The 12,912-nt window shown below is 56.8% G+C and carries 9 protein-coding genes; 4 read left to right on the top strand and 5 right to left on the bottom strand.

Going from position 1 to position 12,912, the window contains the following annotated elements; genetic code table 11:
• Positions 1–151: 151 nt before the first annotated feature.
• From RMR16_RS21790 to RMR16_RS21775, 4 genes are all read left to right on the top strand, one after another.
• The gene (locus tag RMR16_RS21790; RefSeq protein ID WP_320197701.1) at positions 152–589 is read left to right on the top strand and encodes an EamA family transporter; all 438 of its coding nucleotides are present in this window, start codon (positions 152–154) and stop codon (positions 587–589) included.
• 124 nt (positions 590–713) lie between these two features.
• Positions 714–2,360, top strand: a complete 1,647-nt coding sequence (locus RMR16_RS21785) for a GNAT family N-acetyltransferase (protein WP_320197700.1) — start codon at positions 714–716, stop codon at positions 2,358–2,360.
• 57 nt (positions 2,361–2,417) lie between these two features.
• Entirely contained in the window at positions 2,418–3,584 is a 1,167-nt protein-coding gene (locus RMR16_RS21780; RefSeq protein ID WP_320197699.1) for an amidohydrolase, read from the top strand.
• Positions 3,585–3,707: 123 nt separating this feature from the next.
• Positions 3,708–4,238, top strand: coding sequence for a flavin reductase family protein (locus RMR16_RS21775; protein WP_320197698.1), 531 nt, complete (start codon positions 3,708–3,710; stop codon positions 4,236–4,238).
• Between the two features lie 31 nt (positions 4,239–4,269).
• On the opposite strand, the gene RMR16_RS21770 is transcribed toward RMR16_RS21775, so the two are convergent.
• The 5 genes from RMR16_RS21770 to bcsA all read right to left on the bottom strand — a co-directional run bounded on the left by RMR16_RS21770 (position 4,270) and on the right by bcsA (position 12,831).
• A complete protein-coding gene (locus RMR16_RS21770) occupies positions 4,270–4,713 on the bottom strand; it encodes an RrF2 family transcriptional regulator (RefSeq protein WP_320197697.1) in 444 nt (147 codons plus the stop codon).
• Positions 4,714–4,902: 189 nt separating this feature from the next.
• A complete protein-coding gene (locus RMR16_RS21765; RefSeq protein ID WP_320197696.1) occupies positions 4,903–7,170 on the bottom strand; it encodes a tetratricopeptide repeat protein in 2,268 nt (755 codons plus the stop codon).
• Entirely contained in the window at positions 7,167–8,216 is a 1,050-nt protein-coding gene (locus tag RMR16_RS21760) for a glycosyl hydrolase family 8 (RefSeq protein ID WP_413785926.1), read from the bottom strand. The genes RMR16_RS21765 and RMR16_RS21760 overlap by 4 nt, the downstream gene beginning before the upstream one ends.
• On the bottom strand, positions 8,213–10,639 hold the full coding sequence (locus RMR16_RS21755; RefSeq protein ID WP_320197695.1) for a cellulose biosynthesis cyclic di-GMP-binding regulatory protein BcsB: 2,427 nt from the start codon (positions 10,637–10,639) through the stop codon (positions 8,213–8,215). Before RMR16_RS21755 ends, RMR16_RS21760 begins: the two co-directional genes overlap by 4 nt.
• A complete protein-coding gene (gene bcsA / locus RMR16_RS21750; protein ID WP_320197694.1) occupies positions 10,636–12,831 on the bottom strand; it encodes a UDP-forming cellulose synthase catalytic subunit in 2,196 nt (731 codons plus the stop codon). Before bcsA ends, RMR16_RS21755 begins: the two co-directional genes overlap by 4 nt.
• Positions 12,832–12,912: the final 81 nt, after the last annotated feature.

Raw genomic sequence — 12,912 nt, 5'->3', positions numbered from 1 at the left:
AACCAAGACACCAACGATGAGAGGCCCGCCCGGAAAACCGGCGCGGGCCTCATCGCGTTACCGACGATAGAAAACAACTTCCCAAATCAAAGCCAATGGCGATAAATAGCCGTCACGGCATCCCATCTCACGCCGCACAACGGTCATCATCATGAAAAACCTTCTGATTTCCTGGCAATTCTGGGCCTTGCTTTCGGCAGGTTTTGCCGCACTGACGGCAATCTTTGCCAAGATCGGCATCGAGAATGTCAATTCGGATTTCGCCACCTTCATCCGAACCATCGTTATTCTTTTCGCTGCCGGGTTCATGGTCTATGTCACCGGCAACTGGCAACAGCCCTCCACGATCACGGGGCGCACGTGGTTGTTTCTGGTACTGTCCGGGCTGGCCACCGGCGCATCATGGATCTGTTATTTCCGCGCCCTGAAAATTGGAGATGCCGCCCGCGTCGCACCCATCGACAAGTTGAGCGTGGTTTTCGTGGCCGTTTTTGCCGTGCTGTTTCTCGGGGAAAAACTGTCTCTGCCGAACTGGCTGGGTGTCGTGCTGATTGCCTGCGGTGCGGTCCTCGTTGCCTACAGGGGGTGAGGCACGGCGTTTAATAACCCCATTTGATGCCTCGAACTAATCCAAACGGAATATTTGAAGCCTGATATTTCCGCCTAGAATGCACTCTCCCAAGGGACACTGTAAATCGTATTGGGAGGGGACAATGCGCATTGACGTAATCGACACACTGCCGGGTTTTGATGCCCTGCGCGAAAGCTGGGACCGGGTCTTTATGGCCGATCCCCATGCGCAACATTTTCTGTCATGGGTCTGGCTGAGGGCCTATCTCAAACGGCGCGGACGCTGGCTCGTTTTGGCTCTCAGAGAAAAGCAGGAGGGGTCGCCCTACGTGGCTTTCTTCCCGTTACGCGTCGTGACCCAAAGGGACAAAAAGACCGGCCGTTTTTTCGATGAACTCATTATGGCTGGAAATTTTGCGGCTGATTACACCGGCTTCGTCACCCTGCCGGACTATGAAAATCACGCTGTTGCAGGTTTCTGCTCCTTCATCAAAGAACAGCGCTGGACAAATCTGAAGCTTGATTATCTTTCCGGTCCACCGTCCCGCCGTGACGCGATGATCAGAGCCCTTCAGGGTCCGCTCGTCATGTTCCGGGACAACACCCCCAAAAGCCGGAACAACATCAACAATTCCGTCTGCCCCGTAGTGGCGCTTCCGGCCACGTTCGACGAGTATCTTGAAACCAGCATGAGCAGCCAGACACGCCAGAAACTGCGGCGTTTTCTGCGCAGGATTGAAAACGACGACAGTTACCACATCACCCTCGCAACACCAGAGACCATCAAGCGGGACCTGAACATTCTGTTTGACCTGTGGCGCACCCGTTGGGCGCCGATCAAGGGCAAGGAGAAAACTGAAACGCTCATCTATGCCACGCGCGAAATGCTGATGGACAGCTTTGCGGATGGCAATCTGGATGTTCCAGTCTTGTGGCACGGCGAACAGCCGCTCGGTGCGCTGGCCAACATCGTGGATAGGCAAAAGGGCACAATACTGTTCTACATCACCGGGCGTGACGAGACCTGGACGACCCCTTCCCCCGGTCTCATTCTGCACGGATATTGCATCCGCCGCGCCATCGAGATGGGCTTCAAACATTACGATTTCCTGCGTGGCAACGAACCCTACAAATACATGTTCGGAGCGGAAGACCGACCCGTCACCTGCACCTTGTTCAGAACCCGTTCCGGCGACAATCTTCAGGGCAAGCTCCACCATTTCAGCGTTCGCTTTGTCTACGAACAGGCGCTGAAGATGTATAAGAAGGGCGACAAGGGCCAAGCCGAAATCGCTTTTCGTCAGGTACTGGACACCGCCCCAAACCATGGCGGTGCGGAATTTGGACTTGCCAACCTATCGTTCGAAAAAGGCGAGTTCCGCGAGGCTGAGCTTTCCTATCTCTCGATCAGCAGAAAGGTCGCAGACCCGATCCCCGCCTTGATGCGTCTGGGTGAAACGAGGCTTGCTCAACGGGATTATCTCGGTGCGGTGAAAGCATTTCAGGATGTCACCAAGCTCGCACCCTTCCATCATGAAGCACTCTATAAATCCGGCATCTCTCTCACCGCCGCCGGACGACGCACGGAAGCTGCGGCCATTTTCGAAAAACTGCAAAATTATCATTCCGATGACATGGTGAATTTGCAATATGCGGAAAAAGCCAAAGCTGCTCTCGCCCGCATCCGAACATCTGCACAGCCTGCCGAAACGCTGAGTGGATCGATGCTGATTGCAGGGAGCGAAGCCGAACAAAATCGACGCTGGACCCCGCCGAAGGTTTTGCATTAGCGCAGTGAATCTGTAGAAATGGCGTCGTTATTTCAGACGCCATTCTGACAGGTCATCATGTTTTTATCGAACCAAGACTTGGCTGAACTCGCGGACATCCGCCACGAGTTGCATCGTTACCCTGAAATCTCTGGTGAAGAACGGGAAACGGCGCGCCGCATCGTCGAGCGTCTAAGAGCAACACCGCCTGATCACCTTATGACCGGTCTTGGCGGTCACGGTGTTGCGGCCGTGTTTGCAAGCGACAAGGACGGACCGACGGTTCTCATTCGTTCCGAACTTGATGCCCTGCCCATCCACGAAAAAACGACCGTGCCTCACCGCTCCACCATCGAAGGGCGCGGGCATCTCTGTGGTCATGATGGGCATTCCACCATCCTGTTGGGCTTGGCCCGTGAACTGTCACGCAACCGCCCGGCCAAAGGGAAAGTCGTGTTGCTGTTTCAGCCCGCCGAAGAAAATGGCGCAGGGGCTGCTGCGGTGCTTGCCGATCCGCGTTTTGAGGCGATAAAACCGGATTACGCCTTCTCTCTCCACAACCTGCCCGGTCTTCCGCTCGGTCATGTTTCGCTGATCGCCGGGCCGGTCAATTGCGCCTCTCGCGGAATAAAGGTGAAGCTGGCGGGCAAAACGGCACATGCGTCGTCTCCCGAACAGGGCATTTCGCCCATGCGCGCTATTGCAAAACTGATGCCGGCGCTGGCTGATCTTGGACACGGTCATCCGCCGCAACCGGACTTCAAAATGGTGACGATCACCCACGCCATCATGGGTGAAGCGGCCTTTGGCATTTCCCCAGCCGATGCAGAAATCTGGGCAACACTGCGAACCTTGACGAATGATAGCATGGCGGAACTCTGCAAAGCTGCGGAAGACCTCGCCGCAGAATGTGCAACAGCGGATGGGCTGGCAATCGATATTCTCTACGATGATGTTTTTCAGCACTGTGAGAACGACGAGGATGCAGTCGCGCAGCTGCGGTCCGCACTGGATCAGGAACACATACTGCATGATGGACGCGGCTTGCCCATGCGTGCATCTGAGGATTTCGGGCGCTTCGGTGCGGTTTCCAAATCCGCAATGTTTTTTCTGGGCGCGGGGATCGACCATCCCAACCTCCACAATCCTGACTATGATTTCCCCGATGAGCTGATCGAGGTCGGCGCACGTATTTTCATGCGCACCATTAGAAATCTGACAGATGATAGACAAATACGCCTCTAAGGCCGTTCTGCCACAATAGATTTCTACAAAATCCATCAACAATGAAATGCTTTCGCTACTAGCGACGCTCCGGCGCTGATATCGTTAACGGATGGGGCGTTGACGCTTTTGGAGATGGACACGATGACGGCTACGGTAACTTACCTTCACGATGAACGTGAAAGAACGGCATTCGATTCCAACGAATTGAAAGCGGCAATGCGCAGCTTGGCGGGCGGTGTTTCCGTTATTACCGCGGGCGTCGGCTCAAGCCGTACGGGTGCGACCGTCACGTCAGCCACGGCGCTGTCGATGGAGCCTGCGACGATGATCGTCAACATCAACAGGTCGTCGTCAACCTGGCCGATTATATCTCGTTACAATCACTTCTGTGTAAACGTATTGTCTGCATTGCAGCAGGACGTCGCATCACGCTTTGCGGGCGTTGGTGGATTGAAGGGTGCAGATCGTTATAACGACGCGGAATGGTTTACGCTGGAAAGCGGAGCGTCAGCGCTGAGGGGCGCACTGGCTGCTATCGATTGCGCTGTCGAGGATGTTATCGAGCGCCATACGCACGCCATCATCATTGGCCGCGTTCTGTCGATTGAGCGCAGTGAAGGGGCACCGCTGCTTTACCACGGCGGACAATATGGAAATCTAAGCCCGATCTGATCACAGTTGTCGGCGGCACTCAGCGCACGGACTAAGCCGTGCGCTCCACAGGCTCATCTGCCGTGTTGGCAGCAAACTGTTCCAGCGTCATGTTGTCGAGAACCGCAGCCATGGCGTCGCGCACGTCGGTCATAGACCGGCGGACCTGACAGGTCTGCGGATCCGAACAGTCTTCGCAGGCTTCAAATGCGGAACGGCTGGCGCAGCGAATTGGTGCCAAAGGACCATCCAGAGCGCGAATCACCTGACCGATGTAAATATCGGACGCAGGCTTGGACAGCGCATAACCACCGCCCGGACCTTTTTTGGATCGAAGCATGCCTTCATTGCGCAGTTCCAGCAGAATTGCGTCCAGGAACTTCTTCGGAATATTGTTGCGAGATGCGATTTCACTGACGAAAGCGGTCCGCCCCTGCTCCAATCCGGCAAGGTCAATCAACGCTTTCAGTCCGTACTTTCCCTTTTTCGTAAGCATCAGCGTCTTTCAGGTATGAGTATCCTGAAAAAGCACATATAACTCGGCACATGAACTTTCAATGAATTCCATGAAATCTGTAAAAAAATATCGTGAAGCACTTCGAGAGCCTTGCAGGCTTCGATAAAATGCCCACCAAATCTGATGGAATCCACGCGCTAGAATACGTCGCTTTGACCCGTTAAATCTCTAACCGCCGCTTGGCCCCCTGCTGGGTCGTGCGTCACGCGCAGCGGCAAGTCCCTTGACGGCATCTCTATGGCCGGTTGAGGCCGGACCTTCGAACACTTGCACCGCTTCGGAATAGCGTTTCAGGTTGAGATAGGCATACCCCCGAATGACCATCAGATCGCTTCGTTCTGTCGCAAACCGCGCCCGCTGATCAAGCAGGATCAACGCTTTTTCATATTGACGATTTTGATAGGCCGCCAGCGCGCGGTCCGTCAAAATAGCAATCTGAAGTTCCGTCGCCTTGGTCTTGTCCATGCCGGATTTGGTGGCGGAAACGGCGGCGTTGTCGGTCAGGCCCATACGCAGATAGGCAAGGCTCTGCCCGTAAGCGGCATCGCTTCTGATTGTCGCCTGTTCGCCCTTCAAGGCCGCGCTAAAAGCCTTCAACGCTTCGGCTGGCCTGTTGGATTCCATCAGGCACCAACCTTGCTGCAAGGCCTGCTGCTGCGAAAGACGATCCGGGTTGTACACGCCCGCGCATCGCCCGCTTCCGCCTGCTGACGGGGTCTGGGCGACAACTCTTGGCCGTCTCGGCGCAGTGGTTTCGGAAACCTGCTGGTAGGCCACCGGCGCCTGCTGTGCGACAGCGGCTTGCGGCTGCAATCCGCTCCGAACGCGCTGCGCATCTGCCGTGACCTGTCCACCGCTTGCCGCTGGGCGACCAATATTGAGAATACGCTCAGACTGCGCACCCCATTGTTGCTGAAGTCGGCGGACCTCTGCAACATTGTTCAAATCCTGATAGCTCAGCGCCAGACCATAGGCCGACGCTTCATCATCGGCCTTCCAGCTCAAGGCGGTGGTGAACCATTGCAAGGCCATTTGCGGCTGCTGGAATGCTCGCGAATACCAGCCGAACTCCTGTGCGGTCGCGGCGTCCTTTTCGGCCACGGCTTCTGCCGCAACGCGCTGGAGAACATCCGGCTCCAGAGCGAGGGGAGGATCGAGCGCCAACAGGTTTGCAGCCGCTGCCAGATAGGTCTTGCGAGCGTCATCCGACGAGGTACGCCATTTATACATGATGTCTTCGGCTTCACGCGGCTCATCGCGGGCAATCAACGCCAGAGCCAGCCCTTGCGAAGCAGCGGCGGAATCATCTTCTTCCTTGGCGCGGCGGAACCATTTTTCCGCATCCACCATTTTTTCGCGGCGCACATTGTACCAGCCAAGCAACAGGGCATCGCTTGCCAGTTTGTCGCTTTCGGCCAGACGCTCAAGACGCATCAGATAGGTGGGCGGCACCGTGATGTCGGTATTCTCACCCGCATTGGCAACAAACTGCCGCGCCAGATCATCCTTGACCGGCTCGAACTCGAGTTTCCCATCGGCTCCTAGCTTTTCCTTCGAAAGAAGGTCATCCATCATCGCGATGGGAAGAAGGGAGGATGCCTTCTGAACCGTTGCCAGCCGTTCGCTCGGGCCATCGCAGTTGCTCAGCACATAATTGTAGGCATCACGCGCGCGTTCGGGCTTATCCGTGCGGGCGAAAGCCTCAGCCAAACGCCACAGCACATCCACCTCACCGCAGGTCAAAAGTCCGGGGTTCTGCGCCGACGTCTCGATGACTGCATTGTATTGCTTGAGATCGGAGGAGTTGACCAATCGCTGCCGCGCTTCGGCAAGGTTCAGCATATCTGTGAGGTTGGACGGCGGTTGCCAGGTCGGGTCCGCCACTTGCCGATCCGCAATGGCCTTTCGGATTTCCGCATAACGGCCATTGGCATACAGCTGCCACATGGTTTCCAATTGCGGATCACCCGTTTCGGGACCGGCGAGAGGATCAGACGGCGGGGTCCATTCAGGGTAAAGCGCTTTCAGCCGCGCAATTTCTGCCTGAAGCCGGGCAGTATCGCCCTGTGCTGCAAAATAACGAAGCGCACTTTCATCAACGACAGAGGGTTGCGATGGGGCAGAAGAAACGGGCTGCGGCGATGCCGGCGTTTGGTGCTGTGCCAAAACCGGGCTTGCTGTGTTACCGGCAGCCGGAACGGTGACAGGCGGCGAGGTTTCATTCTGCGCGACACGGCTGACCGCTGGCGAACGTTGCCCATTGTTCGTCAAAGGCGATTGGCCGTTGGACAAGCGACCGCCAACATCACCGGATAATATAGAGCCGGTGGTGTGAACACTGGATACCCTGCCGAGAAGCTCGTCGCGCCACTGAAAAGCAGCAACGCCACCAAGAGCTAAGATCGCAGCGGATATGTAAAGTGGCTTTCCGTTCATAAGCACTCCCGATGCGCCTGAGTCGCGAATGACAAAGCCAAGAGATGCAACGTAGATGGATAATAAAGTGTTGACGTGAAGTGTTTCAGTTCGTCCGGAATGGCAATTCCATCCGTAACACAGGCGGAAAGTGCCGGAATGATCCGATATCCTGCATCGGAGAGGATGTCTTTCGGAGCACCGGTCTGCAAATCGAACGTCGCCATATTGCTACCATCGATCACGATGCCGGTTCGAAATCTCTCCAGAAGCTTGGGCTTTCCCAATCCTGCGCGCGCCAGATAAAGCGGTATTCTGACGGAATTATACCCAAACTCCTGCGGGAAACCATCGGCCGGACGTGGCTTTGTTTTCACGGAAACCCAGTCTGCCGGAAGCTTTTTGGGACCGAATGCAAAGGAGGTGATTTGCGCCAGCCCGTCCTTCGCCAAGGCTTGCCAGAGCGGCGATGGCGCAAGCTCGTTCAAAACCGGAAAGGCCTCGAAAATAAAATAGGATGGATTAACGACCGGCCCGTCCGGCCTGTCACCCTCTCCGAAACCCGCTGTCGCGGGGAGTAAAATCGTTCGTCCGGCCCGTTGAACCACGGCTTTGGACAGAACCGTCTGGGCGATGGATTTGGCAGCGTCGGCATAGTCCGGCCTGTTCCACTGCTTGGCAGCAAGCGCCAGAGCATAGGCGATCAGAATATCGCCGTCTGTCGCGTTGTTGATGTCCGAGATATGCGGCTCTGTCTGTGGATCCCATTTCCACGCCGCCAAGCCATCATCGCGCACCAGAAGCTCGGTCTTCGTGAAAGACCAGATCAGCTCGAAATCCGCCAGATTATCGGCAAGAACGGCGAGCCACATGCCGTAACCCTGCCCCTCGCTGTGGCTGATATTTTTGTTGCCGGTATCGATGATGCGCCCGGCAGGATCCAGAAATGCGGTCTTGTAAGCGTTCCAGTCGGCTTCCGTGACCGAGGCCGCTGTCGCACTGACGGGAAAAAACATCATCGCCAGCATCACCAGGGTTTTGAGCGGAAAGCCGAAGACACGTTTCATTTGCCTCGCCCCATGCCGCGCAGCATCAGGAAGGTGACGCACCCGAGCAACGATAGAAACCCGATGAACACCAGCGAATAAGACAGCGTATTGGTGGACAGCCAGTTTGCCGCAATCAACCGCCAGTTCGAGAAGGAAAACGGCCGGGTTACGATGAAACTGGGCTGTTCGGCGGCCACGGTCTCGACTTTGTCGGCTGTCGCGTCGTAGGTCGCAACACGACCCGCCAGTTTGGTCCAGCGCTTATGTTCCGCCATGGCGGCCATGCCGGTGCGCAAATCTGCGGAGGTCGGCGCGGTTGCCATGGTCCACACACCTTCGCCACCCGGGCTCATGCCCTGCGCCAGCATGAAACTCACATTGCCCGGTGGCGTGTAAATTTGCTCTGCACCGGGTAGAAACCGCAGCGTATCCGAACTGATGTCGAAATTGCGCTTCATCCACTCTTCGAACGAAGAAACCTGCCCCTGCCAGACGCCCCCATCCACGCGCTGCCGCCAGTCATCAAACAGCTGGTCGGTCTGCGCGGGCGATACTGCCCCCTCGCCTTCCTTCCACGCCACCTGACTTGCGGGCGCGAGGTTGAACTGATTGACCAGCGTTTGCGGCATCTGCGACAGCGTGCCGACAAACAGCGCGTTTCGATCTCCAACAGCCGCAGTCGACGCAACGAGTTCGACCGGCACAGGATGCCCACCCGCAAGCGCCAGGCGACCCAAAAGTGTCGCGGCGGCAGACATTGTGTCAGCGTCGACCCGCTCCAGCCACACGGCGGCGGGCTGTTCGCTGGCACGATAGGGCTGGCCCACGCCATTGGTTGCGGCCAGATCCGGCGCACGACCGATCATCGCGTAATTCGGTACATGGAGTTCCGTGGTGTCGAACAGCGCAAAGCGCGGTGTCTGGCTGGCGGGCGCGCCGGGCAGACAGGCCTTGTCGGCTTCCGTGACCAACACTCCTTCTATCGCAATGGTGTTCACACCGGGGACGAAGTGGCGCAGCGTGACATTGATGGGAAGGTGGCGAAATATGCCGCCGCCGCGGTTTGAAATCGGCACGGTCGAGGCAATATTGCCGTTGACGTAGACGTCGATATGGCTACCCGGTAAAATCTCGTTCGAATAGGCCGCATCCAGCAGCAACGTCGCCTCACCATAAGCGGACGCATAGAAATCAGCAGGCGCGCCGATGGTAAATTCCGTGCGGAACCGTCTGCCGGAAAACTCGCTGCTCTTCACGCCAAATGAAGACAATGGAATGCGGCGATCAGACATGACAAGCGGCGCGTCCGGCGTGTGCCACGCCTTGGTGGACAATGCTGCCCGCACGCCGCCGGTTGGACGCTCCATCGATGCGGAAAGGGAATCAATGGCAAGCTGCATCGCCTGCGGGGTCGGGCCGCTGACAATCAACGCCGAGACGCCATTGATGATGTTGTTCTCGAACCCGGCATAGGAACCAGCCAGCGCCTCTGGCGGAACAGATTGGGTCGCCGCTGCGATCTCTCGCGACGTTCCGGCCAGAACGATCAACGTTCCCGGCTTGCGCTGGGACGGAAGCCTCGTGTTGAAACTGATGCGCTGGTTCGGCATCTGCGTGCGCAAGGCAAGCGCCTGCGCAAGCTTGAGCAGCGGCTGTGCGGACACGGGGTTCGCAAGACCCGGCGCGATGATTTCGATGGACGTCAAACCGACCACATCAGGCCCGGTCGCCTCAATATCGTCTATCGTGTCAAACCGGCTCGCCACATCGGCGTTAAAGCCGATATAGGTGCTGGCCGGAGTGATATCCGTCCACAGGTCATAGGTGGATTGCACCGTGCAGTCCGTGCGGTGCCGTTGCTGCACACCCAGTGAGAGCACGTTGGCACCGGCCTGAAGCGCACCGGGGGGTATCGCCATCGAGACGTTACCCTCGGAATCCGGCGACGAGACGCTTTTACGCTCCAGCGGCACGTTGTTGACCGTGACCTCGATATTGGAGCTTTCCGGCGCAACGACAATGGCGTTCTGGTAGCCGATGTTCAGCGAAACCGCCGCCTTGGCCTGCTCCGACGTCAAATACAGCGTCCATTGGCGCTGGTCCATTTCACCCGTCAGGCTGAGGTCTGAAAACGGCAGGATATATCGGCGCCGGTCATCACTGTTGCCGGACGGCGAAGGGGCCGCAACCTTTGTTGGCGTCACGGGCGGCGATGCCATGGTGGGGGCCGGCGCCGTAGCGGCGGGTGCAGCAGGCGCGACGATGGCTGGCCGCTGAACCTGTGGCACTGGAGGTGGCGGCGTTGGCGCAACAGGCACCGGACGTGGCGCTGGTGATGATGGTACCGGTTTTTCCGGCGACATATCGAAAGGAACAGACTGCGCGAAAACGAGCGTGGAAATGGATGTCAGAAAAGCAGTGAGAAGAGACAGCTTTTTCATGGCTTCACGGTCCCCACGACCGCCTTGCTCTGCTTTTCGGGCTTAAACGAACGGAAGAAATAATAGAGACCGCGCTGTGTCTGGAAAAACGCGATTGCGAGGAACGTCAGCGTTCCTTTTATAAGTCCCGGATTTTTTCTGCGAACGCGCTGGAATTCGCTCCATTGATCGGAGTTTGCAAAAATCAAATCCGCGATCAACCGATGCTCCACAGCCTCTTTCGGTGCGAATGTGCAACCGACCGACATGAACCCGTCCTGTTTGGTCGAACGGACGATGTCGATGCTCATGGTTGGCGGCACACCTTCGCTGTGTGGCTTGATACGGATCGTGGCGGTTGTTCCTTTGTCGACGGTTGCCAGACCCTGTTCGAAAATCGTGATGAGCATACCGTGCACCGACACATTTTCGACTGTCGCGGGCAACCACGTTTCGCTCTGCCCGATTTGCAACTCGCAACGGCGCTTGACGGTGATGCGGCGTGATGCCGATTTCTCGCCGCGCTCAGACACCACGCCGAGAGCGCAGCCTGCGAAAATGATGTTGAGGAGGTTCCAGCCTCCCACAACAAGCGTCACGTCGGCCTTATAAGGCTCGGCGTAAATACGGTAGATCGCAAAGATCATCGCAATGATCAGCACCGCGAAGATCACGAAAAATGGACGGCTGATTTCAGACAGACGCGCTTCACTGATGGACTCGTCTTTCGCCGTGACCTTGAAGGTCGGCTTGCTGGGGTTGAACAACACCGAAACCACCGCCGGAAGCAAATGTACGGTCTGCACATATTCATAAAGCTCGGAAATCCACGGCCAGCGGAAATGGCCATACAGAAAGTTCTGCATCATCAGGTTCACGAGCATGTATGCGGCCGTATAGGCCAGAAACTCTCCCCCAGAGGCGACAAAAATCTGGAGGTCGAAGAACAGATAAAACAGCGGCGCAAACAGGAAGATCGTGCGCGGAAACGGGAAAAGCCAGAACAGCGTCGACGACATGTAGCAAAGGCGCTGCGTGAACGACAGACCGCGGCGGAACAATGGCTGGCGGAAGATCAAAATCTGCATCATGCCCTGCGCCCAACGGCTGCGCTGGCCGATGAAGCTTGCGAATGTTGCAGGCTGAAGCCCGGCGATCAACGGTTTGTCGACATAAAGGCTGTTCCAGCCACGCGAGTGGAGAGCAAGCGCCGTTTCGCAATCTTCCGTAATGCTAACGCCGCTGAAACCATCGGTTTCTTTCAGCGCCGTGCGGCGCAGGACGGCGGCAGAACCACAGAAAAACGCGCCGTTCCATTTGTCCAAACCACGTTGGATGATGCCGTAGAACATCTCGTTCTCACTCGGCATCGTTTCAAACGTTCGCAGATTTCGCTCGATGGGGTCGGGATTGAGGAAGAAGTGCGGGGTCTGAACGAGGAAGAGCCGTTCATCCTCTTCAAAATACCCCACGGTTTCCAAAAGAAAATCACGTGCTGGTGCGTGGTCTGCATCAAAAACGGTAATGAGTTCGCCGGTCGAATGCTCAAGTCCGTTGTTGAGATTACCCGCCTTGGCGTGCACATTCCGCTCGCGGGTCAGATAGTTCACGCCGAGATCGTCACAGAGCTTTTTCAACTCATTGTGCCGCCGTGTGGCGGCCTGCGCCTCGGGTACGTTGGATGCGTTGCGCTTCTGCACCGTGCCGCCATCATCCAGCAGCCAAACTGTGAATTTATCTGCCGGGTAGTCGATGTTCTTTGCCGCCGACAGCGTGTTGGCCAGCAGCGTGGCATCTTCATTATAGGTCGGAACGAAAATATCGACGGTCGGCACGTATCCTGGAGATCCGGGCCGCGTTTTTCTCGATGGCAATGGCATCGACACGATGACGAGGCTGAGCGCCAGCATCAGCACGCTGTACATTTCGGCAAGATACAGCAGAAAGCCCGGAATGAAGTTTTCAAGCTGATTGATGGGCGGCAGCGTGCTTGTGGTGCGCCAATACACATAACGCAGCACGATGGCCGTGCCGAAGCCCAAACCAATCAGCCGCCATACGCCCCTGCCATTCAAGGACTTTATGGTGGCAAGCAGACCAAGCGAGATGGCCGTCGCAATGAGGTGTGTTTGCAAACTGACAGGCAGCGTCACAATCACCAAAACGCAGACCGAAACGAACATCCAGACGATGACAGAGATGGCCTTGCTCATCTGCAACCCTTGCTTTGAAGTCAGCCAGAGGCGAATTGCCTCGACATCGGTATTAAAGCTTCACGACCATAACAGTCTCGC

It is taken from the genome of Agrobacterium sp. rho-13.3 (assembly GCF_033957765.2).
Classification (GTDB): Bacteria; Pseudomonadota; Alphaproteobacteria; order Rhizobiales; family Rhizobiaceae; genus Agrobacterium.
This window is presented reverse-complemented; position numbering and strand designations above follow the sequence as displayed.

Bases quoted from the DNA above. Each gene is read 5' to 3' on its own strand.
- RMR16_RS21790 (WP_320197701.1), top strand. From the start codon at position 152: ATGAAAAACCTTCTGATTTCCTGGCAATTCTGGGCCTTGCTTTCGGCA.
- RMR16_RS21785 (WP_320197700.1), top strand. From the start codon at position 714: ATGCGCATTGACGTAATCGACACACTGCCGGGTTTTGATGCCCTGCGC.
- RMR16_RS21780 (WP_320197699.1), top strand. From the start codon at position 2,418: ATGTTTTTATCGAACCAAGACTTGGCTGAACTCGCGGACATCCGCCAC.
- RMR16_RS21775 (WP_320197698.1), top strand. From the start codon at position 3,708: ATGACGGCTACGGTAACTTACCTTCACGATGAACGTGAAAGAACGGCA.
- RMR16_RS21770 (WP_320197697.1), bottom strand. From the start codon at position 4,713: ATGCTTACGAAAAAGGGAAAGTACGGACTGAAAGCGTTGATTGACCTT.
- RMR16_RS21765 (WP_320197696.1), bottom strand. From the start codon at position 7,170: ATGAACGGAAAGCCACTTTACATATCCGCTGCGATCTTAGCTCTTGGT.
- RMR16_RS21760 (WP_413785926.1), bottom strand. From the start codon at position 8,216: ATGAAACGTGTCTTCGGCTTTCCGCTCAAAACCCTGGTGATGCTGGCG.
- RMR16_RS21755 (WP_320197695.1), bottom strand. From the start codon at position 10,639: ATGAAAAAGCTGTCTCTTCTCACTGCTTTTCTGACATCCATTTCCACG.
- bcsA (WP_320197694.1), bottom strand. From the start codon at position 12,831: ATGAGCAAGGCCATCTCTGTCATCGTCTGGATGTTCGTTTCGGTCTGC.